The following is a 25,639-nucleotide window of genomic DNA, read 5'->3' as shown; positions in this document are numbered from 1 at the left end:
GGTGACCGTATCGTCCGGGAAATCCCCTTCGCGGCATTGGTGAATTCACTCACCGGAACGGGTGATGGAGTGAGTGTCGGCGGAGCGTGACGGAGTACCGCCGGGTGGGTCCGGGAGAGTCCGGGGCGGGCCGCCGATGTTCCGGGCCCAGGAGGGTACGCGTGACGTCATGGACTGGCTGAAGAAACTCCCGGTGATCGGGCCCCTGGTCGCCCGGCTGATGGAAACGCACGTGTGGCGTTCCTACGAGCGGCTGGACCGGGTCCACTGGGCCAGGCTCGCGGCGGCGATCACCTTCATCAGCTTCCTGGCGCTCTTCCCGCTGATCGCGGTCGGCGCGGCCGTCGCCGCCGCCCTGCTGAGCGACAAGCAGGTCGACACCGTCAAGGACAAGATCGCCGATCAGGTGCCGGGCATCTCCGACCAGTTGGGCATCGACGGGCTGATCGCCAACGCGGGCACGGTCGGCCTCGTGGCCGGTGCGCTGCTGCTGTTCACCGGTGTCGGCTGGGTCGGTTCCATGCGCGAGTGCCTGCGCGCGGTCTGGGAGCTGGACGACGTCCAGGAGGCCAACCCCGTCGTCGCCAAGGTGAAGGACGCCGTGCTGCTGGTCGGCCTCGGCGGCGCGGCCCTCGCCACCCTGGCGGTCTCCACCATCGGCTCGACGGCGGTCGGCTGGACCGCCGACCTGATCGGCATCCCCGAGGACGGGGCCGGCGGTGTCCTGCTGCGGGTGGCCGCCCTGGCGGTCGCGGTCGTCGCCGGCTTCCTGCTGCTGCTCTACCTGCTGACGCTGCTGCCGGGGGTGGAACCGCCCCGGCGGCGGCTGGTGGTCGCGGCCCTGCTCGGGGCGGTCGGCTTCGAACTGCTCAAGCTGCTGCTGGGCAGCTATATGCGGGAGGTCGCGGGCAAGAGCATGTACGGCGCGTTCGGCGTGCCGATCGCGCTGCTCCTGTGGATCAACTTCACCGCGAAGCTGCTGCTGTTCTGCGCCGCCTGGACGGCGACCGGCAGCAAGGACGAGGAGGTCCGCGCGGAGACCGGACAGGCCCCCGGCGCGGAGGGCCCGGGCGCGGACGGGCCGGGACCGGGTGGAGCCGCCGCGGGGCCCGGCGGCTCCACCCGCGTCTAGGGCTTGTCGGTCGGGGCGGCCGAGGCAGTCGGCGCGACAGGCTCGGCCGGCTCGACGGGCTCGGCCGGGTCGGTCGTGGGCGGGGTGCGGCGCGCCAGGCCGGTCAGCGGCCAGCGACGGTTGACGAGGAACACCCCGCCGGCCAGGAACACCAGCAGTCCGCCGGTGATCGCCAGGGCGATCCCGACCCCGCTGGAACCGTCCGATACCGCCGACGCGTGCTCGGCCTCCGCCTGACCCCCCGAGCCCTGGTCGGCTCCGGCGGCGGGTGCGGCGCCCTTGCCACCGGTCGCGGTGCCGGTGTCGACGGACTTCGGCGGCACCAGTTCGCCGACCGGGGCCACCTTGCCGCTCGCGGCGAAGCCCCAGTCGAGCAGGTGGGCGGCCTCCTTGTAGACGGCGTGGCTCTCCTCCGCCGCCGGGTTCATGACCGTGACCAGCAGGACCTTGCCGTTGCGCTCGGCGACGCCGGTGAAGGTGTTGCCCGCGTGGGTGGTGTAGCCGTTCTTGACACCCGCGATGCCCTGGTACGGGTCCACGCCGATGTCCCCGGTGATCAGCCGGTTGGTGTTCTGGATCTCGAAGGAGCCGCGCTTCTTCCCCTTCTTCTCCTCGCCGGGGAAGTCGGCCGACGCGGTCGCCGCGTACTCACGGAAGTCCTTCTTCTGGAGTCCGCTGCGGGCGATCAGGGTCAGGTCGTAGGCGCTGGAGACCTGGCCCGGCGCGTCGTAGCCGTCCGGCGAGACCACCCGGGTGTCCAGGGCCTGGAGCTCCTCGGCGTGCTTCTGCATCGCCGACACCGTCTGCGGGACGCCGCCGTACATCTCCGACAGGACGTGCACCGCGTCGTTGCCCGACCGCAGGAACACCCCGAGCCACAGGTCGTGGACCGTGTAGGTGTGGTCCTCCTTGATCCCGACCAGGCTGCTGCCCTCGCCGACCCCGGACAGCTCGCTCTCCGTCACCTTGTGGGTCAGGGTGGTGGGCTGGAGCGCGGGCAGGACGGTGTCCGCGAAGAGCATCTTCATCGTGGAGGCGGGCGGCAGCCGCCAGTGCGAGTTGTGAGCCGCCAGGACGTCCCCGTTCTCCGCGTCCGCGACGATCCAGGACCGGGCGGTCAGCTCCTTGGGCAGCACCGGCGCCCCCGGGCCGAGATTGACCTGGGTGCCGGCCTTGCCGAGCTGCTCCCCGCCGAGGCTGGACATCGTGCTCGGCGGCTTGGGCTGTTTGTCGTCGCTCTTGTCCTTGTCGGCCGCCGCAGCGGGACTCAGGACGAAACCGGACAACAAGGCGGCGGAGGTGACCGTGAGGGCGATCTTTTTCAGAGCAGGCACGGTCGGAAACGTACAGGGCGGAGGTGTGGATGCGGACCCGGACCGGCTGACCCGCCGCAGGGAACGCCGGGACGGCCCCGTTCGGACGCCACCCCGGGCGAGGGGACCGGGAGGCGGCGGCGATACTGGACCCATGAAGCTCAGCCGCCGCGTGTCCTGGTTCCTGCTCGCGTTCGGGGTGTGGAGCTGGTTCATCTGGATCACTTTCGTCAAGAATTTGTGGCAGGACGGCAGCGGGCTCGCCTTCGACGACGCGGGTGAACCGACCGGGTACTTCTGGGTGCACCTGCTGCTCGCCATCACGTCCTTGTCTCTGGGGACGGCGGTCGGCGTGATCGGGTTGCGCGGAGTGAGGGCTTTGCGCGACGACCGCGCATGACGACGGGAACATGGGGAAGCTCGGATGGCAGCAGTGGTCTTCGCTCTGGTGGGGTTCGTGGTGCTGGCGCTGCTCGGCGCCGTGCACCGGTATCTGTGGCGCCGCTTCGTCGGTGACACGACGGCGCCGGGCAGCCCGCTGCGCCGGGCGGGCACCGTCGCGGCCTTCGTCCTGCCCCTGCTGAGCGTCGGCGCCATGTCGTCCGGCCGGGTGGGAGCCCCCTTCTGGCTCCAGCAGGTGCTGGCCTGGCCGGGCTTCCTGTGGCTTGCCTGCCTGCTCTACCTGACGCTGGCGCTGCTCGTGGGCGAGGTCGTACGACCCCTCCTCCTACGGGTCCTCGCCCGGCGTGACGCCCATGCCGCCCGACCGGGCGCGGCGGAAAGCGGAACGGCTTCCGGCACCCTCGCCGCCCTTCCGGACGAGACCCGTCCGCGCACCGAAGAGCTGGTGCCGTCCCGGTCGGGCGGTGCCCCCACCGGCGGGGAAGCCGTGGCGCGTACGGCCCCGCAGCCCGTGACGGAATCGGAAACGGAACCCGCCGCGGTGGCGGCCGCGGAGGCCCCGGCCGCCACCGCTACCGCTCCCGCCCTCGCCACCGCTCCCGCCATCGCTCCCGCCCCCTCCCGGCGGCTCTTCGTCTCCCGCGTCGTCGGCGGCGCGGCGGCCGCCGCCGGACTCGCCACCGTCGGGTACGGCACGTACGGCGTGCTGCGCGGGCCCAGCGTCCGGCGGATCACCGTCCCGCTGGCCAGACTGCCCCGCTCCGCCCACGGCTTCCGGATCGCCGTGGTCAGCGACATCCACATCGGGCCGATCCTCGGCCGCGCCCACACCCGCCGGATCGTCGACACGATCAACGCGACCTCGCCCGACCTGGTCGCCGTCGTCGGCGACCTCGTCGACGGGTCCGTCGCGGACCTGGGCTCCGCCGCCGAACCGCTGGCCGCCCTGCGCGCCCGGCACGGCAGCTTCTTCGTCACCGGTAACCACGAGTACTTCTCCGGCGCCGAGCAGTGGGTCGACCACGTCCGCGAACTGGGCCTGATCCCGCTGGAGAACGCCCGGGTCGAGATCGAGGGCTTCGACCTCGCCGGCGTCAACGACATCGCGGGCGAGACGGAAGGGCAGGGGCCCGACTTCGGCCGCGCACTGGGCGACCGGGACCGCGGCCGGGCCGCCGTCCTCCTCGCCCACCAGCCCGTCGTCATCCACGACGCCGTCGAGCACGGCGTCGACCTCCAGCTCTCCGGCCACACCCACGGCGGACAGCTCTGGCCCGGCAACCTCCTCGCCGAGCTGGCCAACCCCACCGTCGCCGGGCTCGAACGCTACGGCGACACCCAGCTCTTCGTCTCGCGCGGTGCGGGCGCCTGGGGCCCGCCGGTCCGGGTGGGCGCCCCCTCCGACATCACCGTCGTGGAGCTGGCCTCCCGTCAGGCGTAGGCGTGGGGCGCCTCCGCCTTCGCCTCCGTTGCGGGTGCGACGTTCCGGGAGCCCCGGGTCCCGCGTCATGAAATCCACACCGAAGAGTCACCGTCAGCTACGGAAAGCCGCAGGTAGGAGGCGCGAAACAGCCTTTTCGGACAGGGGTTCGGGCACGTGTCCAATAAAAGGCTGTGAGTGCCCCATTTACTCTTCCAGATGTGAAAATCGTGTGATTGGGTAAGCGCGAACATGCGGCGATGTGCGCGTCACAAACGCGACCGCCGAGGTGGGGCTGGTAAGGGAGAGCACGGCAATGCGTTCGGTCCGGGTACGGATTCTCGCGATTCTCGCGGTATTGGTGATAGCGGGCGTCGGTGCCTGGCAACTGCTCCCGTCGGGGGAGGCGAAGACCGATGCGATCACCGTCGGGACGTCGGACGTCGTCACCTCCCTCGACCCGGCCGGTGCGTACGACGCGGGTTCCTGGGCGATCTACAGCAACATCTACCAGTCGCTGATGACCTTCAAGCCCGGTGCGGTCACGCCGGAACCGGACGCCGCCGAGAGCTGCGGATTCGTCGGGCAGAAGCTCCAGACGTACCAGTGCAAGCTCCGCGACGACCTGACCTTCTCCAACGGCCGGAAGATCACCGCCGAGGACGTCAAGCACTCCTTCGACCGGATCTTCACGATCAAGTCGGACGTCGGCCCCGCGGGTCTCTTCCCCACGCTCGACACGGTGACGACCGAGGGTCGCACGATCACGTTCAACCTGTCCGGCAAGGACGCGACCTTCCCGCAGAAGATCGCCACCGGCGCCGCCGCGATCGTCGACCCGACCAAGTACCCGAAGGGCAAGCTCCGCCAGGGCAACCAGGTCGACGGCTCCGGCCCGTACGTCCTGAAGTCGTACGAGTCCGGGAAGAGCGCCGAGCTGGTGCCGAACCTGAAGTACAAGGGCGCGCTCAAGAAGACCGGTGAAGCGGTCGACATCCGGTACTTCAAGACCTCCGAGGACCTGCAGACGTCGTGGGACAGCGGCGACGTGGACATCGCCCACCGCCAGCTGCCGTCCGAGACGCTCGCCGAACTGAACGTGAACAACCCGGACGTCCGGGTCACCGAGGCGGCCAGCGCCGAGATCCGTAACGTCATCTTCAACGTCCGCGAGGACTCGCCGTTCGCGGACAAGAAGGTCCGCCAGGCCGTCGCCGCGCTCCTCGACCGGGGGCCCCTGGTCCGGAAGGTCTACCAGGGCACGGTCGACCCGCTGTACTCGCTGATCCCCACCGGCTACATCGGCCACAGCACCCCCTTCTTCGACGCGTATCCCTCCTCCGACCCCAAGCGTGCCGCGCAACTGCTCGAGCAGGCCGGAGTGGAGACGCCGGTCCCCGTCCACTTCGCCTACCGCGAGGGCGACATGTACACCAAGGAGACCGCCGAGCTGCGCCGTCAGATGGAGAAGGACGGGCTGTTCGAGGTCGAGGTCGAGGCCGTGGAGTGGACGAAGTACCAGAAGGGGTACGCGGACGCCCAGTACGACATGTACACCGTCGGCTGGTTCCCCGACTTCCCGGACCCCGACACCTTCAGCCAGCCGCTCGTCGGCACCGGGAACGTCCTGCACAGCGGCTACTCCAGCAAGAAGATGGACCAGCTGATCGCCGCCACGCAGCAGTTCAGCGACCGCAGCCGGACCTCGAACGACTTCAAGGCGATGCAGGAACTGGTCGGCGAGGAGGTCCCCCTTCTGCCGCTGTGGCAGAAGAAGGACTACGTCGTCGCCAAGTCCGAGGTCGCCGGCTCCCAGTACCTCTCCGACGGCACCGGCACCTGGCGCCTGTGGGAACTCAGCTGGATCTGATCCGGAGGGATCAGTCGGACGGGTCAGCCGGCCGGCCGGGCCTCGGGGGCGTCTCGCCCCTGGGGTCCGGCCGTTTCCGTACCCGGCAGGAACTCCACCAGCAGACCGTGGATCTGCCGTACCAACGGTCGCAGCACCCGGAACCGGGAGAGCGAGATCGCCCGGGCGGCGATCGGTGCGGTGCGCTCGACCAGCCGGCGGCTGCGTTCGGCGCCCTCGCTGCGGTCGTACACCCAGAACAGCACGAGCCCCATCTGCATCAGCCACATCAACTGCGGCAGCAGCGGCGCCAGTTCCGGGTCGCTCTTGACGTCCGCCCCGGCGATGCAGCGCTCGTGGATGGAGATCGCCGCGTCGCGGGCGGCCGTTGAGTCCTCGGAGAACGGGGAGAGCGGGCTGTCCGGATCGGCGGCGTTCTTGAAGAACTGGGCGGCGAAGCGGTGGTACGGCTCCGCCACGTCCAGCCAGCCGAGCAGTACGCCCCTGATGCGTACGGTCAGATCCCCGTCGCCCTCCAGCACGGGCCGGACCGCCGCCGCGTGTTCGCCCGCGATCCGGTCGTAGAAGCCCTGGACCAGGTGTTCCTTCGACGAGAAGTAGTAATAGGCGTTCCCGACCGAGACGCCCGCCTCCTGGGCGATGGCCCGCATGGTCGTCCGGTCGTAGCCGCGCTCCGCGAAGAGCCGGAGCGCCGTTTCGAGAATCAGCGTGCGGGTCTGCTCGCTCTTCGCGGCCTTGGCCGGCTTGTTCTCCTGCACGTTCTTCTCTTCCTTCACCACGGGCCCAAGGTTATCGGGGTCCCCACGGTCCTCCGGGCGGGGCGGCGCACGCACGGACCCCGGGGGCGCAGGGCGGGAGGGCCAGGGAGCGGTAGCGGGCGGCGGCCAGGAGGGTGCCCCGGACGAAGGGCCGCCCCGCCGGGGTGGTCAGCCAGTGGGCCCGGGAGCGGTACCTGGCCAGCGCCCACAGGCAGACGATCCAGGCGGAGGTCTCCCGGTAGACCTGTCCCAGGTCGCCGACGACGGTGATCTCGGTCAGCGTCGCCGCGTGGTCCAGCTCCGGGAACCGCCGCCGCGCCTCGGCCGACCCGGCCGGTACGAGGTCCAGCGGGACGAGCTGCCGCTGCCGCTGGAGCCAGTGCCGCAGGTGGACGCAGAGTGGGCACTGCGCGTCGTAGAGCACGGTGAGCCGGCGTACGGGCGCGGGCCGGGCGGCGGCGTACGAGGCGGGACCCGGCGACGCCTCGTACGCGGCTTCGGTCACCGGGCTCACCGCCCGGGCGCGGGTGCGGCCCACGGGCCCCGGTCGCCCGGCGGCGTCCAGGCCCCCGGCGGTACGGGCGGGGTCTGCTCGCGCTCCAGGGCGCTGCGGCGGCGGATGCGGCTGAGCACCCACACATTGGCCAGGTGCATGACCCCGAGCACCAGCAGGACCACGCCCACCTTCACCGAGAGGGCCTCGAACAGCTCACGGGCGTTGGCCACCCCGTCGGCGTATCTCAGGTAGAGCGTGACGAACCCGAGGTTGACCAGATAGAAGCCGACCACCAACAGGTGGTTGACGGCGTCGGCGAGCTTCTCGTTCCCGTGCAGCACATCGGCGAGGAAGATCCGCCCGTTGTGGCTGAGCGTGCGCGCGACCCAGGCGGTGAGCGCCACGGTGATCAGCAGGTAGATGACGTACGCGACAACAGTGAGGTCCATGCCCCACCCTCCCTTGAACGCGTTCAAAAATGCTTGCGGGCATGACTGTAGCCCCCTTCTTGAACATGTTCAAGAAGGGGGCCTGGGGGAGGTGGGTCAGAGCGCCCGGGGCGTCAGGCGCTCATGGAGCGGGCCTGGTTGAGCTGGCCCATGACCGCGGGGAAGGTGTACGGACCCATGGCGGGGATCATCGTCGAGTGGTGCCGGCCGCTACTGGTCACCGTCACCTGGATGAAGCCGGTGGTCCGCTTCTCCTTCATCAGCAGGAACAACAGACCGATCAGACAGAACAGCGCGAAGACGATCGCCAGCACGACCGCGTGCGTCGGGATCTTCTCCTCCGTGCGCGACATGTCCGTGGCCGTCCAGACCGCGCCCTTGAGCGGCATCGCCCCGGACGGGGTGACGATCGCGTCGCTCATCACGGTGATGTCACCGATCGACAGCATCGGGACACCGCCCTGGCCGGGTGCTCCCTGGGGCACCGGGAGGTACTGGCCGGGCATCGTCGGCTGCGCCGCGTTGGGGTACCCGTAACCGGGGCCGGGCTGGGTCGCGGACTCCGGCAGCGGCTGCGGATAGCCGTACGCGGGCGGGGCGCCCGGCGCCGGAGGGCCGTACCCCGGGCCGTCGGCCACCGTCGGCTGGTGGCCCGGCTGCTGGGGCGGGCCCCACTTGTACGCGTCGTCCGCGTACGGATTCGGCTCGCTCACGACGATCCCCGTTCTCTTTCGGTCATCAGCTCCGCTGAACCGTACCGCCCCGTGCGGCCCCGGCGCAGCAACAGGCCCCGCCCCCGGCAGGGTCAAGGCTGCGGGGGCGGGGCCTGTCGACGTAACAGGTGCTACGGGCGGGTCAGAAGCGACGCGTGATGAGCGCGCGCTTCACCTCCTGGATCGCCTTGGTGACCTCGATGCCGCGCGGGCAGGCGTCCGTGCAGTTGAACGTGGTGCGGCAACGCCACACACCGTCACGGTCGTTGAGGATCTCCAGACGCTGCTCGCCGGCCTCGTCGCGCGAGTCGAAGATGAAGCGGTGCGCGGCGACGATCGCCGCCGGGCCGAAGTACTGGCCGTCGTTCCAGAACACCGGGCACGAGGACGTGCACGCGGCGCACAGGATGCACTTGGTGGTGTCGTCGAACCGCTCGCGGTCCTCGGCGGACTGCAGACGCTCGCGGGTCGGCTCGTTCCCCTTGGTGACGAGGAAGGGCATGACATCGCGGAACGCCTGGAAGAACGGGTCCATGTCGACCACGAGGTCCTTGAGGACCGTGAGGCCCTTGATGGCCTCGACCGTGATCGGCTTCTCCGGGTTGATGTCCTTGATCAGCGTCTTGCAGGCGAGCCTGTTCTTGCCGTTGATCCGCATCGCGTCGGAGCCACAGATGCCGTGCGCGCAGGAACGGCGGAACGTCAGGGTTCCGTCGAGCTCCCACTTGATCTTGTGAAGGGCGTCGAGGACACGCTCCTTCGGGTCGATCTCGATCTGGAAGTCCTGCCACTGGACCTCGTCGGAGACCTCCGGATTGAAGCGGCGGATCCGGAACGTGGCGGTGATGAACGGGGAGTCGGCGAAGCCGGCCTCGGGCTTCGCGGTCCCGTCGGTCTTGTCCAGGGTCGGGGTAGCCATCAGTACTTACGCTCCATCGGCTGGTAGCGGGTCGTCACGACCGGCTTGTAGTCGAGCCGGATCGACTCGGCGCCGTCGGCGGCCACCTCGCGGTACGCCATGGTGTGGCGCATGAAGTTGACGTCGTCGCGGTTCGGGTAGTCCTCGCGGTAGTGACCGCCGCGGGACTCCTTGCGGGCGAGCGCGGAGACCGCCATGACCTCGGCCAGGTCGAGCAGGTTGCCCAGCTCGATGGCCTCCAGCAGGTCGGTGTTGAACCGCTTGCCCTTGTCCTGGATGGACACGTTGAGGTACCGCTCGCGCAGCTCGGCGATCTTGTCGACCGCCGTCTTGATCGTCTGCTCGGTGCGGAACACCATCACATTGGCGTCCATGCACTCCTGGAGCTCCAGGCGCAGGGTCGCGACGCGCTCGGTGCCGGTGGAGTTGCGCAGCCGCTCGACCTGGTCGGCGACCAGCTGGGCGGGGTTCTCGGGCAGCTCGACGAAGTCGGTCCTCACCGCGTACTCGGCGGCGGCGATGCCCGAGCGCTTGCCGAAGACGTTGATGTCGAGCAGCGAGTTGGTGCCCAGGCGGTTGGCGCCGTGCACCGAGACACAGGCGACCTCGCCGGCGGCGTACAGGCCCGGGACGACGGTGGTGTTGTCGGCCAGCACCTCGCCCTCGACGTTGGTCGGGATGCCGCCCATGGCGTAGTGCGCGGTCGGCTGGATCGGGATCGGGTCCGTGTAGGGCTCGATGCCGAGGTACGTCCGCGCGAACTCGGTGATGTCCGGGAGCTTGGCGTCCAGCTGCTCCGGCGGCAGGTGCGTCAGGTCCAGGTACACGTGGTCGCCGGCCGGACCGCAGCCGCGGCCCTCCCGGATCTCCGTGTAGATGGAGCGCGAGACGACGTCACGGGACGCGAGGTCCTTCATGACCGGCGCGTACTTCTCCATGAAGCGCTCGCCGTCCTTGTTGCGGAGGATGCCGCCCTCACCGCGGGCGCCCTCCGTCAGCAGGATGCCCATGCGCCAGATGCCCGTCGGGTGGAACTGGAAGAACTCCATGTCCTCCAGCGGCAGGCCGCGCCGGTAGCAGGCGGCCTGGCCGTCACCGGTCAGGGTGTGGGCGTTCGACGTCACCTTGAAGAACTTGCCGGTGCCGCCGGAGGCGTAGATGACCGACTTCGCCTGGAAGACGTGGATCTCGCCGGTCGCCAGCTCGTACGCGACGACGCCGGAGGACTTCTTGACCCCGTCGACCTCGGTGATCAGCTGGTCCAGGACGTAGAACTCGTTGAAGAACTCCACGCCCTCCTTGACGCAGTTCTGGTACAGCGTCTGGAGGATCATGTGACCCGTGCGGTCCGCGGCGTAGCAGGACCGGCGGACCGGGGCCTCACCGTGGCTGCGGGTGTGACCGCCGAAGCGGCGCTGGTCGATGCGGCCCTCGGGCGTCCGGTTGAACGGCAGGCCCATCTTCTCCAGGTCGAGGACGGCGTCGATGGCCTCCTTCGCCAGGATCTCGGCGGCGTCCTGGTCGACCAGGTAGTCACCGCCCTTGACCGTGTCGAAGGTGTGCCACTCCCAGTTGTCCTCCTCCACGTTGGCGAGCGCGGCGGCCATGCCGCCCTGCGCCGCGCCCGTGTGGGAGCGGGTGGGGTAGAGCTTCGTCAGCACGGCGGTACGGCTGCGCTTGGTCGACTCGATGGCCGCGCGCATGCCGGCGCCGCCGGCGCCGACGATGACGGTGTCGTACTTGTGGATCTGCATGGTTTCCCTCTGGTCCCTCTGTCCCGGCGCCTAGCGGATGTTCGGGTCGAAGGTGAAGATCACCAGCGTGCCCAGCAGGACGGTGAACACCGTGGCGGTGTACAGGAGCATCTTCAGCCAGAAGCGGGTGTTGTCCCGTTCGGCGTAGTCGTTGATGACCGTACGGAGGCCGTTGGCGCCGTGAAGCATGGCGAGCCACAGCATCGTCAGGTCCCAGACCTGCCAGAACGGCGAGGCCCAGCGGCCCGCCACGAAGGCGAAGCCGATCTTGGAGACGCCGCCGTCGAGCACCAGCTGGATCAGCAGGTGGCCGATGACGAGGACGGTCAGGACGATGCCCGACAGGCGCATGAAGAGCCAGGCGTACATCTCGAAATTGGTGCGCGATCCCTTGGGCGTCTTGCCCGTGCGCTTGCGCGGGGGCTCGATCACCGGGGCCGGGTGGTCGACGTCGTAGAGGCTCACGCCTTCGACGTCGCCGATCGCGGCTGCGGAAGAAGTCTCGCTGGACATGGGCCTCAGCTCCCGAAGACGTCGCGTACGGCGTGACCGAGGACGGGGTACAGGGCCCCGACCATCAGCACGAGCCAGATGCCCATCACGGTCCAGAGCATCTGCTTCTGGAGTCGCGGGCCCTTGGCCCAGAAGTCCACGGCGATGATCCGGAGACCGTTCAGCGCGTGGAAGAGAATCGCGGCCACGAGGCCGTATTCCAGGAGCGCGACGATCGGCGTCTTGTACGTGGCCACGACTTCGTCGTAGGCCTCGGGGGAGACGCGGACGAGAGCGGTGTCCAGGACATGTACGAACAGGAAGAAGAAAATGAGGACACCGGTGACTCGATGAGCCACCCAGGACCACATGCCTTCCCGGCCGCGGTACAGCGTTCCAGCCGGCACGGAAGAACCCTCCGGGAGCGGGGATGAGGGTCGGCCGGCTTGACTGTCGGTCTGACCCGGCCGGGTACGGTCCACCGGCCCTGGCCATCGTAGCGACGCATTGTCGGTTCGTTCGCGCCGGGGCCTCCCGTGTGATCAAAGTGGCAATCAAACGTGCACGTACGGGCTAGGGAACCCCCTACCGCCGCAGGTCCGCCGCGAGCAGCTCGACGATCCGGCTCCGGGCGAGTCGCCGCAGCTCCTCGGCGGTCACGGCCCGCTCCTCGTCCGGGTCGTGCGCCAGCCGGACCCGGATCCCGGCCAGCACCTGGTCCACGTGCTGGGAGGGCTGATAGGCGTCCAGGCAGATCACGAAGGCGTGGCCGAACCGGCTCTCGTACGCGGCGTGCGCGGCCCGCAGCGCCAGATGGGCGGCCCGGGGGGCGTCGTCGTGCAGACAGGGGGCCGGCTCCGAGGCCAGGGCCTCGGCGATGTCCCGGGGCGCGAGGTCGTAGCCCGCCTCGTCGGACGCGGCCAGTAGAGCGCCGAGATCCGGGTAGGGGCGGTGGGCGGCCATGCGGTGGGCCCAGCGGAGACTGCCGCAGCACTCCAGGAAGGCCGCCTCGGCGGCGGCGAAAGGCAGATTGTTGAAATGGGCCAGGCCGGCGGCGTGAGCAACCGGCGGTGCGACGACGGGCGGCGCTCCCGGGCCTTCCGGCGCTCCCGGGCCTCCCGGACTGCTCGGGTCTTCCGGGCCTCCCGGACGTTTCGGGCCTCCCGGGCCGTCGGCCGGAAGCGGGTGGCGCGGCTGCGCGGGCACGGCCGGACGGCCGGCCGGGGGCGTGGATCGCCTCGGCAGGCCGGCGGGGGGCTCGCTGGACCTGGGCAGCGTGGACTCCTCGTATCAACGACAGCTATGACTCCGTGGCCCCGAAAGGAACCTTCTGTCCCTGGAAGACAGATCAGGACGTACCGAGGTTGCCCGGCGCGGGAGTGAGTTCCGCAGGGGCGGGAGTGAAGGGAGAGACAAATGTGCCGCAACGCTAGCGAGATCGGTCGGCGGCCGTCCGGCGGACCGCGCAAAAATCACCCGAACGGGAGAGTTTCGGAACGTGTGACGGGTCTCTGACCTGCGTCGACCGGGGTTCCGTTCGATCCATCGGAGCCCTCGATGGGCGAGGCTCCGGCAAAAATGCCAACCTTGCACCCTATTCACCCGTTTCATCGTCTCTTCACTCGTTTAACCCGCTCCTGCCCCCTCAACGGAGGAATCTGCCCGATGTCGCCCACGCGTGGTGCCCTCGTCACCGGCGCGGCTGTCACGGCCGCGGCCGCCGTCGCCCTCACCGTCGTCGTCTGGCCGGAGGGGTCCGGCAGCGGATCGTCCGGCGACACCGCGTCGCCCTCCGGCACCTCCGCCGAGGCCGTCGCCCCGTCGCCCTCCCGCAGCTACCCGATGTCCAGCACACCGAGCACGATCCCCGCGGTGCGTGAGCACACGCCGGCCCGGGGGCCCGGCTGGCAGCCGGGCAAGGACAGCGCCGTCGTCATCGCCAAGGGCAGCCAGGTGCTCGCCGACGAGGCGGAGCTGCTCGCCAAGGAGCTGAAGATCCGCTACCGGGGCGCCGAGCCGGCGCGGACGGGAGACGTCGAGCTGGCGCTCGGCGACAAGGACGCGGGCCCCACCGAGTCGTACACGCTCACCGTGCGCGACCGGAAGGTGAAGATCACCGGACCCGACGAGTCGGGCGTCTTCTACGGCACCCGCACCCTGAAGCAGTCGGTCAAGGCGGACGGCACGCTCCCCGAGGGCGTCGTCAACGACCGGCCGGACCGGCCGCAGCGCGGACTCAACCTCGACATCGCGCGCAAGCACTACAGTGCGGAGTGGATAGAGGACCGCATACGCGAGATGGGCGACCTCAAGCTCAACCAGCTCGGCCTGCACTTCTCCGACGACCAGGCCTTCCGGATCGAGTCGAAGTCGCACCCCGAGGTGGTCTCCGACGAGGCCCTCACCCAGGACGAGGTCCGCCGGATCGTCGCCCTCGCCAACAGCCGGCACATCGAGGTCGTCCCCGAGATCGACTCGCCCGGACACCTCGGCGCGGTGCTGGCCGCCCACCCCGACCTCCAGCTGCGCAACACCGCGGGCGTGGAGTCGAAGGGCTCCATCGACATCTCGAAGCCGGGCGCGGCCAAGCTGATCGACGAACTCCTCGACGAGTACACCGAGCTGTTCCCCGGGCGCTTCTGGCACCTGGGCGCGGACGAGTACCAGGCGCTGACCGTCCAGAACCCGGCCGCCTCCTATCCGCAGCTCCAGCGCGCGGCGGAGGAGAAGCACGGCGCCGGAGCCTCGATCGAGGACCTGGCCACCGGCTGGCTGAACGACCGCGCGGCCGTCGTCGTCCCGAAGGGCCGGACCGCCAAGGCCTGGAACGACGGGCTCTTCCGGGACACGAAGGTCAAGGCCGACGAGAACATCGAGATCGAGTACTGGACCGGTAAGGAGATCGGCGCCCGCCCGCCGCTGGAGTACCTCGCCGCGGGCTACAAGATGCTGAACCTCAACGACGAGTTCCTCTACTACGTGCTCGGCGAGCCCAACGAGTTCGTCTACCCGACCGGCGAGCGGATCTACGAGCAGTGGACCCCGCTGGTCCTGCGCGGCACCGAACCCGTGGCGGAGCGCTACTCGAAGCAGATCCTCGGCGGCCGGTTCGCCGTCTGGGGCGACCTGGCGGACGCGCAGACCACCCAGCAGGTGGCGGACGGCATCAGGATGCCGCTGGTGGCGACATCGCAGAAGCTGTGGGACCCGCGGAAACCCGCGCTGAGCTGGGCGCAGTTCCAGGAACTGGCGGAGCGGACCGGCAGCGCGGGGTGAGGCCCGGGGCGTTCCCCGGCGGCGGACCGCAGCCCGTGGACAGCGACTCCGTCCACGGGCTACGGTCCGCCGACCGCGCGCTCCCGGGGAGGGGACGTGAGGCCACCACACCGCCGGCCCGTCCTTGGGGGGACTTCTCCATGTCCATGCTCTGCACCCGTTGTCGTATCAGAACGGCCGTGACCGACGACGGGCTGTGCACCTTCTGCTCGGGCACCCGGCCTCCGCTGCCCGGCGGCGCGACGGCCCCGGTCTCCGCAGCCGGACTCGGAGTCGGCTCCGGATTCGGCTCCGGCTCCGGCTCCGGAGGCTGGGGCGTCGGCACCTGGCCGCGCTCGCCCGTCGGCCTGTCCCGTGCGGTGGTCGCCCTGCTGGGCTGCGTCATCGCGAGCGACCTGTTCGTCATCGCCGCCGGTCTGCACCTGCGCGGCCTGTGGGAGGGGCTGGCGGCGGACGAGTCCCTCAACATCTACACCGGGCCCGGCCTGCGGGCGCAGGAGCTGTACGACCTCGCCGGGACGGTCCAGACCGCGGCGTTCCTGGCCACCGGCGTCCTCTTCATCATCTGGTTCCACCGGACCCGCCGGAACGCCGAGGTCTTCGAGTCCGGCGTGCAGCGGATGGGACCGGGCTGGGCGGTGGGCGGCTGGTTCGTCCCGGTCGCCAACCTCTGGTTCCCCTACCGCGTCGCGAGCGGCATCTGGGAGGCGAGCGTCCGGTTGCACCCCGATGGCGGGTGGCGCACGGTTCCCAAGACGGTGCTGAACCTGTGGTGGGGCGGCTGGATCGTCTCCGTCCTCGCCTCCCGGATCGCCGTGAGCCAGTGGAACCGGGCCCAGGAGCCGGAGCAGATCGCCGACGCGGCGGCCCTCGTCGCCGCCGCCGACGCGCTGGACCTCGTGGCCGCGGTGCTCGCCGTCCTCTTCGTGCGCGCGGTGACCCGGATGCAGGGGGAGCGGGCCGGCATCGGTCAGGCCGCGACCTCCCCGGAGCGGGCGGCCTCGGAGCCCGCCGCCCCATAGTGACGATTTTCAGCCATTCGGCGCAGTATCCGGTAGACCGAGGGAGACGTCGATGAGTCTGCTGGAACTGATCGAACGAGCCGACGAGCGCGCGCTGGCCGCCGGGGCGCTGGCCTGCCTGGACCGGTGCCTGCCGCTGCTCGCGGGGCCCGGGGCGGAGCCGCTGCGCCCGCTCTGGGCGAGCTGCGAGAACGGACAGGATTGGGCCATCCGGCTCGCGGCGGTGCGGACGGGGATGGAGCACGAGGCCGTCACCGACGGCCCGGCCGCGCTCGTGCGGACCATGCTCGGCGCCGCCCCCTCCGACTTCGACGCCGTACCGCTGCGGGAGTGGGCGGACGCCTGTTCGCTGGTCGCCCTGCGGATCCACGGGCGGCTCGACGCCCCGGACGGGGAGACGCCGCCGGACGAGGAGCGGCTGATCGAGGCGGCCCGCGGCGGAGAACCGGCCGCCGTGGGGCCGCTGGTCGCCGGGGAGCTGGAACGGCAGGTCCGCATCCTGGAGATCCTGGCGGAGACCACCGGCACGGCGGGCAGCGGCGCCGGACTCCGCAAGGCGCTGGACCTGTCCACGGAGGGCCGCCGGGTCCTGCGCGCGGTGATGTCACGACGGGCCCGCGGCCGGGGCTGACGGCGAGGCCTGACAGCGAGGCCCGGCTGTTCCTCACGGCCCGGCTGTTCCCTACGGCCCGGGCGTTCCTTACGGCCCGGCTGTTGCTTACGGCCCGGGCGTTGCTTATGGCCCGGGCGTTGCTTATGGCCCGGGCGTTCCCTGCCGCCCCGGCGTTCCCTACCGCCCGGGCGTTCCCTAGCGCCCGGGCGGCAGGGACCAGTTGTCGCCCAGTACGGCGGCCAGTTCGGCTTCGAGCGGGTTCGGAGGGACCGCGAGAACGGGGCAGGCCGCATGCGCCAGGCAGTAACGCGCCACCGACGGGCGCAGGGTGGGCAGCCATCTGCCGCGTGAGCCCGCACCCACGACCAGGAGGCCGTCGGCCGACCCGGCCGCCTCGACGAGAACCGGTCCGGGCTCGCCGCGCACGGCGAGCCCGGACAGTGCGACGCCCGGCCTCCTGACGGCGAACGCACCGTCAAGAAGGGTGCGTAGCTCCTCGACAGCGGCTTCCCGGTACTCCCGGAGCGCGGCGGTGCCATAGGTGGCACGGCCGCCCAGACCTCCGCCGGGCAGTTGCCAGGCCAGTACGGCGTACAGGTCCGCGTTGCGTTCCCGCGCCTCGGCGGTGGCTTGGTGCAGGGCTGCCAGGCTCCCCGGGGAGCCACTCACGCCGACCACGATTCTCTGCCGCACCGTCCGGCCTCCCGCCTCGTCCTGTTCCGGAATTCCATTGAAGGGCGGGCCGGGGGAGGTGAGCGTCAGCGATGCGTATGAACCGGGCGATGCCCGTCAACATCGCGTAAGGCGGGCGGGCTTCCCGCGCCGGGGCGGGCATAGCTTCGACGTCATGCGGCCGGACGCCGGCCGATCGTGGCTCCACCCGGAGGAAACCTCATGTGCCTCTTCTCGTACGACGACGACCCCGACCCCGATGAACAGGCCCGGGCCGTACTTCTGTACGTGCCCGTCCGGCCGGAAGCCGCCGGCCCCGCGCTGCGGATGTTCCGTACGCCGCTGGGCGAGCGCACCGCCGTCGGCTTCACCGGCCTCGGTCTGCTGACCGCGGCCCTCGGCGCCGGCCAGGCCGCGATCAGGCTCGCCGAACCGGCCCTGCGCTCCCTCACGGAGCCCCTCGGTGTCGACCGGCTCGTCGTCGACCCGGTCCTCTCGGCCCCGGCCGTCACCGCCGTGCCGGTGCGCGCGGCCGAAGAGCCCGCGCGCGCCCTGTGACCCGCGCCCCGTCCCACGCCTCCCGAGGAGACGCCGCCATGTCCGCTCCCGTTCTCACCGAGCCCCCGGCAGGACTGGACGACCTGTCCGTCTGGCCCGCCTCCACCGCCCGGCTCCCGGGCGGCGACCTGAGCGTCGGAGGCGTCTCGCTCACCGGCCTCGCCGACCGGTTCGGCACTCCCGCGTACGTCCTGGACGAGGACGAGGTGCGTTCACGCTGCCGGGCCTACCGGGCCGCCTTCCCCGAGGCCCAGGTGCTGTACGCGGCCAAGGCGTTCCTGTCCCGGGCGATGGCGCGGTGGATCGACGAGGAGGGCCTGGGGCTGGACGTCTGTTCCGTCGGCGAACTCGAACTCGCCCACGCCGCCGGGTTCCCGCCGGAGCGGATGGTGCTGCACGGCAACGCGAAGACACCGCGCGACATCGAGACGGCGCTACGGCTCGGGGCCGGGCGGATCGTCGTCGACAGCCCGTCGGAGATCACCCGGATCGCCGCGCTGACCGGCCCCGAGGGGCGGCAGAAGGTGATGGTGCGGGTGGTGCCCGGGGTGTCGGCGGGCGGCCACGAGAAGATCCGTACCGGTACCGACGGCCAGAAGTTCGGCCTGTCCCTCACGGACGGGTCCGCCCAGCACGCCATCGCCCGTGTGCTCGGCCAGCCGCAGCTCGAACTGACGGGCCTGCACTGCCACATAGGCTCGCAGATCACCGACGTCAAGCCGTACCTGGTGGCCGTGCGGCGCATGGTCGGACTGATGGCCCGGGTCAAGGACAGCCACGGCGTCACCTTCCCGGAGCTCGACATGGGCGGCGGGCACGGGGTGGCCTACCGGCCGGGGGAGCCCGCCCTCGACCTGACCGCCCTCGCGCGCCGCCTCGGCGCGGAACTCGCCACCGGCTGTGCGGCGGCGGGCCTGCCCGTGCCGAGGCTGGCCATCGAACCGGGGCGGGCGATCGCGGGCCCGGCCGGGGTGGCGCTCTACCGCGTCCTCTCCGTCAAGCACACCGGCCCGAACCTGTTCGTGGCCGTCGACGGGGGAATGAGCGACAACCCCCGGCCCGCCCTGTACGGGGCCCGCTACGCGCCGCGCCTGATCGGCCGTGCCGCCACCGCCGGACCGGTCGCGGCCACGGTGGTGGGCCGGCACTGCGAGGCCGGCGACGTCCTCGCGAGCGACGTCCTCCTGCCCGGCGACATCCGCTCCGGCGACCTGCTCGCGGTGCCCGTGGCAGGGGCCTACCAGGTCTCCATGGCCTCCGCCTACAACCTCATCGGCCGGCCGCCGGTCGTCGCGGTGCACGAAGGCACGGCACGCCTGCTGATCCGGCGCGAGACACAGGAGGATCTCCGGCGGCGCGACATCGGCGCCTGAGGGGGGTCGGGACAACCCTCAGGGAGTGCGCGCGGGTCTCGCGGGCGTACGGTCGCGTGCGCGTGGCCCGGTCGGCCGCGTCAGACCGGCGTCAAGGGTTTCCCGGTATTCGTATGGACCCCGTCAAGGTGGCTTATCGCCCCGATGAAGTCGAGGTTTGCTCGTATCGGCCAAACGGCCGATTTTCTTCCTCACGTCAATCAGGAGCTCGCGATGGCCGATCTGGCCTTCGTCGCCACCACGATCGCGATATTCGCGCTGGTGGCTCTCATCGCCCGGGGGGTGACCAAGCTGTGACCGTCGAAAACGTCGTCGGCCTCGTCGTGGCCGTGTCCCTGCTCGGATATCTCATCCTCGCTCTCCTTTACCCGGAGAGGTTCTGAGTCAAGGAAATGACTTCCCAGGTCGCTGGTCTGCTCCAGCTCACAGCCCTGATCGCCGCCCTCGCCCTCGCCTACCGTCCGCTGGGCGATTACATGGCCAGGGTCTACTCCTCCGAGAAGAACTACCGACCGGAGAAGTGGATATACAAGGCCATCGGCGCCCATCCGGCCACCGAGATGCGGTGGCCCGCCTATCTGCGCGGAGTGCTCGCCTTCTCGGCGGTGAGCGTTCTCTTCATGTACCTGATGCAAAGGGTGCAGGGCTCGCTGCCCGGTTCGCTCGGCTTCTCCTCGATCGACCCGGACCAGGCGTTCAACACCGCCGCGTCCTTCGTCGCCAACACCAACTGGCAGTCGTACTACGGCGAACAGGCCATGGGCCACGTCGTGCAGACCGGCGGTCTCGCGGTGCAGAACTTCCTGTCCGCGGCCGTCGGCATGGCCGTCGCGGTGGCCCTCGTACGGGGCTTCGCCCGGTCGCGTACGGGTGAACTCGGCAACTTCTGGGCCGACCTGGTGCGCGGGACCGTCCGCATCCTGGTCCCGATCTCGGTGATCGGCGCGATCGTCCTGGTCGCCGCCGGGGCGATCCAGAACTTCTCCGGCATCCACCAGGTCGGACAGTTCATGGGCGGTACGCAGGAGTGGAACGGCGGCGCGGTCGCCTCCCAGGAGGTCATCAAGGAGCTGGGCACCAACGGCGGCGGCTACTTCAACGCCAACTCCGCCCACCCCTTCGAGAACCCCAACCCCCTGTCGAACCTCTTCGAGATCTTCCTCATCCTGCTGATCCCGTTCGCGCTGACGCGGACCTTCGGCCGGATGGTCGGATCGCTGAAGCAGGGGTACGCGATCCTCGGCGCGATGGCCGTCATCTGGATCGGCTTCACGGCGCTGATGATGTGGACAGAATTCGCCCACCGCGGGCCCGCGTTCGAGATCGCCGGCGGCGCCATGGAAGGCAAGGAGACCCGCTTCGGGATCGCCGGCTCGTCGATGTTCGCGGTCGCCACGACGCTGACCTCGACCGGCGCGGTGAACTCCTTCCACTCCTCGTACACCGGCTTCGGCGGCGGCATCACCATGCTCGGCATGCAGCTCGGCGAGATCGCTCCCGGCGGTGTCGGCTCCGGCCTCTACGGCATGCTGATCATGGCGATCATCGCGGTGTTCATCGCCGGGCTGATGGTCGGACGCACCCCGGAGTACCTCGGCAAGAAGATCGGCACCCGCCAGATCAAGCTCGCGGCCTGCTACATCCTCATCACCCCGGCCCTCGTGCTCGGCTTCACCGCCGTCGCCATGGCCCTGCCGACCCCCGTCGACTCGATGACCAACTCGGGCGCGCACGGCTTCTCCGAGATCCTGTACGCCTACACCTCCGGCGCCAACAACAACGGCTCCGCCTTCGCCGGGCTCAACGCCGACACCCAGTGGTTCAACACGACCATCGGCATCGCGATGCTGCTCGGCCGGTTCCTGCCGATGGTGTTCGTCCTGGCCCTGGCCGGCTCGCTCGCCGGACAGAAGCCGGTGCCCGAGACCGCGGGCACGCTGCGCACCGACAAACCCCTCTACTCGGGGCTGCTCGTCGGCACGATCCTCATCATCACCGGACTCACCTACTTCCCGGCCCTGGCGCTGGGTCCGCTCGCCGAAGGGCTCGCCTCATGAGCACCGTCACCCCCACTCCCACGCGCGCGCCGCACGGAGACATACCGCCGGCCGGTGGCCACGGGGCCGCCAACCGGGTCGGCAGCGGGCTGTTCGACCCCCAGCAGCTGCTGAAGTCGTTCCCGGACGCGCTGCGCAAGCTCGATCCGCGCGTGATGGTCAAGTCACCGGTGATGTTCGTCGTGCTGGTCGGTTCGGTGGTCACCACCGTGCTGGCGCTCACCTACCCCACCGACTGGTTCGGCTGGGCGATCACCGCCTGGCTCTGGCTGACCACCGTCTTCGCCAACCTCGCCGAGGCCGTCGCCGAAGGACGGGGCAAGGCCCAGGCCGACACCCTGCGCCAGGCCAAGACCGGCACCGTCGCCCGCCGGGTCATCGGCCCCAACGAGGAGCGGGTCGCGGGAACGGACCTGCGCATCGGGGACCTGGTGGTCTGCGAGGCCGGCGACACCATCCCCGGCGACGGGGACGTGGTCGAGGGTGTCGCCTCCGTCGACGAATCCGCGATCACCGGTGAATCGGCCCCGGTCATCCGCGAGTCCGGCGGCGACCGCTCCGCCGTCACCGGCGGTACGAAGGTGCTGTCCGACCGCGTCGTCATCAAGATCACGACGAAGCCCGGCGAGACCTTCATCGACCGCATGATCAACCTGGTGGAGGGCGCCGCCCGGCAGAAGACGCCCAACGAGATCGCCCTGAACATTCTGCTGGCGTCCCTCACGATCGTCTTCCTGCTGGCCGTCGTCACCCTGAAGCCCTTCGCGATCTACGCGGGCGCGGACGACCAGACATCGCTGATCGTGCTCGCCGCCCTGCTGGTCTGTCTGATCCCCACCACGATCGGGGCCCTGCTCTCCGCGATCGGCATCGCGGGCATGGACCGCCTGGTGCAGCGCAACGTCCTGGCCATGTCGGGGCGCGCGGTCGAGGCCGCGGGCGATGTGTCGACCCTGCTCCTCGACAAGACCGGGACCATCACCCTGGGCAACCGGCAGGCGGCCGAGTTCCTCGCGGTCCAGGGCGTCACCGAGGGCGCGCTCGCGGACACCGCGCAGCTCTCCTCGCTCGCCGACGAGACCCCGGAAGGCCGGTCGATCGTCGTACTCGCCAAGGAGAAGTACGGGCTGCGGGAGCGGAACCAGGGGGAGCTGACCGGAGCCGCGTGGGTGGAGTTCACCGCGCAGACCCGGATGTCGGGCGTCGACCTGGACGGACGGAAGGTCCGCAAGGGCGCGACCGGCTCGGTCATCGCCTGGGTGAAGGAGCGCGACGGCAGCGTCTCCCCGGACGCGCAGGCGCTCACCGACCGGATCTCCCAGGCCGGCGGTACGCCGCTGCTGGTGGCGGTGGAGGACGCGGACGGCGCTCGGGTCCTCGGGGTCGTCCACCTCAAGGACGTGGTCAAGGAGGGGATGCGGGAGCGGTTCGACGAGCTGCGGCGCATGGGCATCCGTACGGTCATGATCACGGGTGACAACCCGCTGACCGCGAAGGCGATCGCCGAGGAGGCCGGGGTCGACGACTTCCTGGCCGAGGCGACGCCCGAGGACAAGATGGCCCTCATCAAGCGGGAACAGGCCGGCGGCAAGCTCGTCGCGATGACCGGCGACGGCACCAACGACGCTCCCGCCCTGGCCCAGGCCGACGTCGGCGTGGCGATGAACACCGGAACCTCGGCCGCCAAGGAGGCCGGGAACATGGTGGACCTCGACTCCAACCCCACCAAGCTCATCGAGATCGTCGAGATCGGCAAGCAACTCCTCATCACCCGAGGAGCGTTGACCACCTTCTCCATCGCCAACGACGTCGCGAAGTACTTCGCGATCATCCCCGCCATGTTCGCCGTGGCGTACCCGTCGCTGGACCGGCTCAACGTCATGGGGCTCACCTCGCCCGAGTCCGCGATCCTGTCCGCGGTCATCTTCAACGCGCTGGTCATCGTCGCGCTGGTGCCGCTCGCCCTCAAGGGCGTGCGCTACCGGCCCGCGAGCGCGGACCGGATGCTGCGGCGCAACCTGGGCGTCTACGGACTCGGCGGCATCGTCGCCCCGTTCGTCGGCATCAAGATCATCGACCTGCTCCTCTCCCTCCTTCCCGGAATCGGCTGATCCGCCATGACCAACAACTCCGTCAGCAGCACCGCGCGCGTGCTCGGGGCCGGACTGCGAGCCCTTCTCGTCCTCACCCTGGTGTGCGGGGTGCTCTACCCGCTCGCCGTCACCGGCGCCGCCCAGGCCCTGTTCAACGACCGGGCCAACGGTTCCGAGATCAAGGACAGGAGCGGGCAGGTCGTCGGCTCCTCCCTCATCGGCCAGCGGTACGACCTCCCGATCGAGGACGGCGAGGAGTCGCCCGCCCCGGACCTGAAGTGGTTCCAGCCGCGCCCCTCCAACGGCCTCGGCAGCAACAGCGTCAACACGCGGTACTCCCTGATCCTCTCCGGGGCCACCAACCGCTCCGGCGACAACGAGGAACTGGTCCAGTGGGTGACCGAGGCCAAGGCAGCCGTGGTCGAGGACAACTCCACCCCCACGTACCGGGTGAAGCCCGCGGACGTGCCGGCCGACGCCGTCACCTCCTCCGGCTCCGGCCTGGACCCCCACATCTCACCCGCGTACGCCGCACTCCAGGTGAACCGGATCGCCGAGAGGAACGACCTCGACGTCAAGGAGGTGGAGGACCTCGTCGCCGATCACACCACCGGCCGGTTGCTCGGCTTCATGGGCGAGCCCCGGGTGAACGTCCTGGAGCTGAACACCGCGCTCAGGGACCTGACCCGGGGCTGAGGGACGGGCCGGCATGCGCGAGAACCGGGAAGGGCAGCCTGATCACTCCGGACATCGGCTCTCGAAGGCGTGGTGCCCGTCGGACAGGCGCGTGACGGAGAGCGGTTCGAGGCCGGCGGCTGTGTGCAGTTGCCAGACGTCGTCGGCGGTCCGGAACCCGCGGACCTCCTTTCCGCAGAGCACCATCTGGTAGAGGGCATGGGCGCCGTCCGACTCCTGGCCGAGCAGGGGCTCCAGCACGATCAGCCTGGGCCGGGGTCCTGTGCGGTCGGCGGCGTGCGCGGTGCGCTCCATGGCCCGCCGTACCGCGGTGAGGATGCGCGTTCCCTGCTCGGGCGACCAGTCGTGCAGCACGTTCTTGAGCAGGTAGACCCCGCCGCCTTCGGGTACTTCCTCGAAGATGTCCGCCGACTGGAAGCGGAGCCGGTCGGCGAGCGAACGGTCCGGGGCCTCCGCCAGGCCGGCCGCCGCCCGGGCGCAGACGCCCGGCCGGTCGACACAGGTCCCTTCGAGGCCCGGGTGGCGGGCCAGGAGCGACATGAGCAGCGTGCCGTTCCCGCCGCCGACGTCGATCAGCCGCCCCGGCCCGGAGAAGGAGAACTCTTCGGCGAGCGCCGCGGCCGTCGGTCGCGCCAGCTCCGCCATCGCGGCGTCGAAGACCTGCTCCGCCTCCGGCGTCCGGCCGAGGTACGCGTACAGCGGCAGGCCGAAGACGTTCTCGAACCCGGAGCGCCCGGTCGTGACCGTGCCGAGCAGTCCGGCGAAGGCGTCGTCGTAGGTCTCGGCCAGCAGGATGCAGTGGTGACGCAGGGACCGGGGATGGTCGCCGCGCAGGGCGGCGTGGCTCTCCGCCAGCCGGAACCGCCCGTCCCCGTCGCGTACGAAGACTCCCCGCATGGCCAGGGTCTGAAGGAGGCGAACCATCACCTCCGGGTCACTGCCGGTCCGTCCCGCGATGTCGACGGACGTCATGGAGGCGCCGTCGAGGACGTCCGCGATCCCCAGCCTGGCCGCCACGGCCAGTGCGCGCGAGAAGGACCCTCCCGAGGCGATCTCCAGGAGCCCCGCGCCGCCCTGCGCGTCCTTCCCCTGATGGCGTGCGTCCGTGTCCACGGCCGGGCCTCCTTCTGCTCGTCTTCCCACCCGGCGGCCTCGGCCGTGCGGTACACGGAATAACGAGGCGGGGAAACGGCCAGAACGGCTCCGGTCCGCATACGTCCGGCAGACACGGGAGCGCCATGTACCCGTGGGCGTGCACCGGCGCGGTCAGGGGCGGTACGGGCCCCGGCGCGGGAGGCCGGCGGCCAGGTCCTGTTCCGGTCGGTGGCACGTCCGCCACGCCGTTGGTCACGAGGGCTTTGGGCGGCGTGGAAAGTGCCTGGCCAAAGGGCCACACATTGGAGCGACGACCGGGGCCGCCACCCCCCACAGGAGAGGCCCCGGCCGTCTTCCACGGGGTCGCAGCACGACCCCGTACTCATCTCAGCGCCGTGACTGCGTTTTCTGTCACACCGTGAGTCCGCCGACGAATTGTTGCGGGTTGTACAAGTCATGGACGCGG

General features: G+C 70.4%; 26 protein-coding genes. 14 read left to right on the top strand and 12 right to left on the bottom strand.

Annotated features, from left to right (window positions below):
• Positions 1–169 precede the first annotated feature (169 nt).
• Positions 170–1,132, top strand: a complete 963-nt coding sequence (locus tag N7925_RS12740; protein WP_274343919.1) for a YihY/virulence factor BrkB family protein — start codon at positions 170–172, stop codon at positions 1,130–1,132.
• Here the strand turns inward: N7925_RS12740 and N7925_RS12735 are convergent.
• A complete protein-coding gene (locus N7925_RS12735) occupies positions 1,129–2,466 on the bottom strand; it encodes a D-alanyl-D-alanine carboxypeptidase family protein (protein WP_274343918.1) in 1,338 nt (445 codons plus the stop codon). The genes N7925_RS12740 and N7925_RS12735 overlap by 4 nt on opposite strands.
• Positions 2,467–2,599: 133 nt before the next feature.
• Between N7925_RS12735 and N7925_RS12730 the strand changes: the two genes are divergently transcribed.
• The 3 genes from N7925_RS12730 to N7925_RS12720 all read left to right on the top strand — a co-directional run bounded on the left by N7925_RS12730 (position 2,600) and on the right by N7925_RS12720 (position 6,137).
• Complete coding sequence (locus N7925_RS12730) at positions 2,600–2,845, top strand: SCO4848 family membrane protein (RefSeq protein WP_228922465.1); 246 nt, start codon at positions 2,600–2,602, stop codon at positions 2,843–2,845.
• A gap of 33 nt (positions 2,846–2,878) precedes the next feature.
• Positions 2,879–4,288, top strand: a complete 1,410-nt coding sequence (locus N7925_RS12725; protein WP_274346447.1) for a metallophosphoesterase — start codon at positions 2,879–2,881, stop codon at positions 4,286–4,288.
• A 295-nt stretch (positions 4,289–4,583) separates the two neighbouring features.
• Positions 4,584–6,137 carry an ABC transporter substrate-binding protein gene (locus tag N7925_RS12720; protein WP_274343917.1) on the top strand — a complete coding sequence of 518 codons (1,554 nt, stop codon included), beginning with the start codon at positions 4,584–4,586 and terminating at the stop codon, positions 6,135–6,137.
• Positions 6,138–6,160: 23 nt separating this feature from the next.
• Here N7925_RS12720 and N7925_RS12715 read toward each other — a convergent pair whose 3' ends face one another.
• The 9 genes from N7925_RS12715 to N7925_RS12675 form a co-directional block, all read right to left on the bottom strand.
• Complete coding sequence (locus N7925_RS12715; RefSeq protein WP_265599769.1) at positions 6,161–6,916, bottom strand: TetR/AcrR family transcriptional regulator; 756 nt, start codon at positions 6,914–6,916, stop codon at positions 6,161–6,163.
• Between the two features lie 10 nt (positions 6,917–6,926).
• Positions 6,927–7,400 carry a thiol-disulfide oxidoreductase DCC family protein gene (locus tag N7925_RS12710; protein ID WP_265599768.1) on the bottom strand — a complete coding sequence of 158 codons (474 nt, stop codon included), beginning with the start codon at positions 7,398–7,400 and terminating at the stop codon, positions 6,927–6,929.
• Between the two features lie 5 nt (positions 7,401–7,405).
• Positions 7,406–7,840, bottom strand: a complete 435-nt coding sequence (locus tag N7925_RS12705) for a hypothetical protein (RefSeq protein WP_265599767.1) — start codon at positions 7,838–7,840, stop codon at positions 7,406–7,408.
• A gap of 113 nt (positions 7,841–7,953) precedes the next feature.
• The gene (locus N7925_RS12700) at positions 7,954–8,553 is read right to left on the bottom strand and encodes a hypothetical protein (RefSeq protein WP_274343916.1); all 600 of its coding nucleotides are present in this window, start codon (positions 8,551–8,553) and stop codon (positions 7,954–7,956) included.
• A gap of 142 nt (positions 8,554–8,695) precedes the next feature.
• Entirely contained in the window at positions 8,696–9,472 is a 777-nt protein-coding gene (locus tag N7925_RS12695) for a succinate dehydrogenase iron-sulfur subunit (RefSeq protein WP_018955972.1), read from the bottom strand.
• The gene (sdhA, locus tag N7925_RS12690) at positions 9,472–11,226 is read right to left on the bottom strand and encodes a succinate dehydrogenase flavoprotein subunit (protein ID WP_265599765.1); all 1,755 of its coding nucleotides are present in this window, start codon (positions 11,224–11,226) and stop codon (positions 9,472–9,474) included. The genes N7925_RS12695 and sdhA overlap by 1 nt, the downstream gene beginning before the upstream one ends.
• 30 nt (positions 11,227–11,256) lie before the next feature.
• Positions 11,257–11,739, bottom strand: coding sequence for a succinate dehydrogenase hydrophobic membrane anchor subunit (locus N7925_RS12685; protein ID WP_265599764.1), 483 nt, complete (start codon positions 11,737–11,739; stop codon positions 11,257–11,259).
• A 5-nt stretch (positions 11,740–11,744) separates the two neighbouring features.
• Positions 11,745–12,125 carry a succinate dehydrogenase, cytochrome b556 subunit gene (gene sdhC, locus N7925_RS12680; RefSeq protein WP_265599763.1) on the bottom strand — a complete coding sequence of 127 codons (381 nt, stop codon included), beginning with the start codon at positions 12,123–12,125 and terminating at the stop codon, positions 11,745–11,747.
• A 178-nt stretch (positions 12,126–12,303) separates the two neighbouring features.
• Positions 12,304–12,924 carry a 2-oxo-4-hydroxy-4-carboxy-5-ureidoimidazoline decarboxylase gene (locus tag N7925_RS12675; RefSeq protein ID WP_360732753.1) on the bottom strand — a complete coding sequence of 207 codons (621 nt, stop codon included), beginning with the start codon at positions 12,922–12,924 and terminating at the stop codon, positions 12,304–12,306.
• A gap of 459 nt (positions 12,925–13,383) precedes the next feature.
• Between N7925_RS12675 and N7925_RS12670 the strand changes: the two genes are divergently transcribed.
• From N7925_RS12670 to N7925_RS12660, 3 genes are all read left to right on the top strand, one after another.
• On the top strand, positions 13,384–14,994 hold the full coding sequence (locus N7925_RS12670; RefSeq protein ID WP_274343915.1) for a family 20 glycosylhydrolase: 1,611 nt from the start codon (positions 13,384–13,386) through the stop codon (positions 14,992–14,994).
• A 146-nt stretch (positions 14,995–15,140) separates the two neighbouring features.
• Positions 15,141–16,016 carry a DUF4328 domain-containing protein gene (locus N7925_RS12665; protein ID WP_274346444.1) on the top strand — a complete coding sequence of 292 codons (876 nt, stop codon included), beginning with the start codon at positions 15,141–15,143 and terminating at the stop codon, positions 16,014–16,016.
• A 52-nt stretch (positions 16,017–16,068) separates the two neighbouring features.
• Positions 16,069–16,647, top strand: a complete 579-nt coding sequence (locus N7925_RS12660) for a hypothetical protein (protein WP_265599760.1) — start codon at positions 16,069–16,071, stop codon at positions 16,645–16,647.
• Between the two features lie 177 nt (positions 16,648–16,824).
• Here N7925_RS12660 and N7925_RS12655 read toward each other — a convergent pair whose 3' ends face one another.
• On the bottom strand, positions 16,825–17,322 hold the full coding sequence (locus N7925_RS12655; protein ID WP_274343914.1) for a universal stress protein: 498 nt from the start codon (positions 17,320–17,322) through the stop codon (positions 16,825–16,827).
• A gap of 201 nt (positions 17,323–17,523) precedes the next feature.
• Between N7925_RS12655 and N7925_RS12650 the strand changes: the two genes are divergently transcribed.
• From N7925_RS12650 to N7925_RS12620, 7 genes are all read left to right on the top strand, one after another.
• Complete coding sequence (locus N7925_RS12650; protein ID WP_265599758.1) at positions 17,524–17,859, top strand: SAV_915 family protein; 336 nt, start codon at positions 17,524–17,526, stop codon at positions 17,857–17,859.
• A gap of 38 nt (positions 17,860–17,897) precedes the next feature.
• Positions 17,898–19,232, top strand: coding sequence for a diaminopimelate decarboxylase (gene lysA, locus N7925_RS12645; RefSeq protein ID WP_274343913.1), 1,335 nt, complete (start codon positions 17,898–17,900; stop codon positions 19,230–19,232).
• Positions 19,233–19,376: 144 nt separating this feature from the next.
• Positions 19,377–19,529, top strand: a complete 153-nt coding sequence (locus N7925_RS12640; RefSeq protein ID WP_265599756.1) for a hypothetical protein — start codon at positions 19,377–19,379, stop codon at positions 19,527–19,529.
• Positions 19,526–19,615 (top strand): K(+)-transporting ATPase subunit F, encoded by a 90-nt coding sequence (kdpF, locus tag N7925_RS12635; protein ID WP_018955984.1) that lies wholly within the window; start codon positions 19,526–19,528, stop codon positions 19,613–19,615. Before N7925_RS12640 ends, kdpF begins: the two co-directional genes overlap by 4 nt.
• A gap of 9 nt (positions 19,616–19,624) precedes the next feature.
• Positions 19,625–21,289, top strand: a complete 1,665-nt coding sequence (gene kdpA / locus N7925_RS12630) for a potassium-transporting ATPase subunit KdpA (protein ID WP_274343912.1) — start codon at positions 19,625–19,627, stop codon at positions 21,287–21,289.
• Positions 21,286–23,400, top strand: a complete 2,115-nt coding sequence (gene kdpB / locus N7925_RS12625) for a potassium-transporting ATPase subunit KdpB (protein ID WP_274343911.1) — start codon at positions 21,286–21,288, stop codon at positions 23,398–23,400. Before kdpA ends, kdpB begins: the two co-directional genes overlap by 4 nt.
• Positions 23,401–23,406: 6 nt before the next feature.
• Complete coding sequence (locus N7925_RS12620) at positions 23,407–24,078, top strand: potassium-transporting ATPase subunit C (RefSeq protein WP_265599754.1); 672 nt, start codon at positions 23,407–23,409, stop codon at positions 24,076–24,078.
• A 42-nt stretch (positions 24,079–24,120) separates the two neighbouring features.
• Here the strand turns inward: N7925_RS12620 and N7925_RS12615 are convergent, their stop codons facing one another.
• The gene (locus tag N7925_RS12615) at positions 24,121–25,191 is read right to left on the bottom strand and encodes a methyltransferase (RefSeq protein WP_265599753.1); all 1,071 of its coding nucleotides are present in this window, start codon (positions 25,189–25,191) and stop codon (positions 24,121–24,123) included.
• Positions 25,192–25,639: the final 448 nt, after the last annotated feature.

Source organism: Streptomyces sp. CA-278952, assembly GCF_028747205.1.
Taxonomy (GTDB): Bacteria; Actinomycetota; Actinomycetes; order Streptomycetales; family Streptomycetaceae; genus Streptomyces.
This window is presented reverse-complemented; position numbering and strand designations above follow the sequence as displayed.

Bases quoted from the DNA above. Each gene is read 5' to 3' on its own strand.
- kdpA (WP_274343912.1), top strand. From the start codon at position 19,625: ATGACTTCCCAGGTCGCTGGTCTGCTCCAGCTCACAGCCCTGATCGCC.
- N7925_RS12740 (WP_274343919.1), top strand. From the start codon at position 170: ATGGACTGGCTGAAGAAACTCCCGGTGATCGGGCCCCTGGTCGCCCGG.
- N7925_RS12685 (WP_265599764.1), bottom strand. From the start codon at position 11,739: ATGTCCAGCGAGACTTCTTCCGCAGCCGCGATCGGCGACGTCGAAGGC.
- sdhA (WP_265599765.1), bottom strand. From the start codon at position 11,226: ATGCAGATCCACAAGTACGACACCGTCATCGTCGGCGCCGGCGGCGCC.
- N7925_RS12660 (WP_265599760.1), top strand. From the start codon at position 16,069: ATGAGTCTGCTGGAACTGATCGAACGAGCCGACGAGCGCGCGCTGGCC.
- N7925_RS12695 (WP_018955972.1), bottom strand. From the start codon at position 9,472: ATGGCTACCCCGACCCTGGACAAGACCGACGGGACCGCGAAGCCCGAG.
- kdpB (WP_274343911.1), top strand. From the start codon at position 21,286: ATGAGCACCGTCACCCCCACTCCCACGCGCGCGCCGCACGGAGACATA.
- N7925_RS12620 (WP_265599754.1), top strand. From the start codon at position 23,407: ATGACCAACAACTCCGTCAGCAGCACCGCGCGCGTGCTCGGGGCCGGA.
- N7925_RS12650 (WP_265599758.1), top strand. From the start codon at position 17,524: ATGTGCCTCTTCTCGTACGACGACGACCCCGACCCCGATGAACAGGCC.
- N7925_RS12665 (WP_274346444.1), top strand. From the start codon at position 15,141: ATGCTCTGCACCCGTTGTCGTATCAGAACGGCCGTGACCGACGACGGG.
- N7925_RS12640 (WP_265599756.1), top strand. From the start codon at position 19,377: ATGAAGTCGAGGTTTGCTCGTATCGGCCAAACGGCCGATTTTCTTCCT.
- N7925_RS12670 (WP_274343915.1), top strand. From the start codon at position 13,384: ATGTCGCCCACGCGTGGTGCCCTCGTCACCGGCGCGGCTGTCACGGCC.
- N7925_RS12705 (WP_265599767.1), bottom strand. From the start codon at position 7,840: ATGGACCTCACTGTTGTCGCGTACGTCATCTACCTGCTGATCACCGTG.
- lysA (WP_274343913.1), top strand. From the start codon at position 17,898: ATGTCCGCTCCCGTTCTCACCGAGCCCCCGGCAGGACTGGACGACCTG.
- N7925_RS12730 (WP_228922465.1), top strand. From the start codon at position 2,600: ATGAAGCTCAGCCGCCGCGTGTCCTGGTTCCTGCTCGCGTTCGGGGTG.
- N7925_RS12720 (WP_274343917.1), top strand. From the start codon at position 4,584: ATGCGTTCGGTCCGGGTACGGATTCTCGCGATTCTCGCGGTATTGGTG.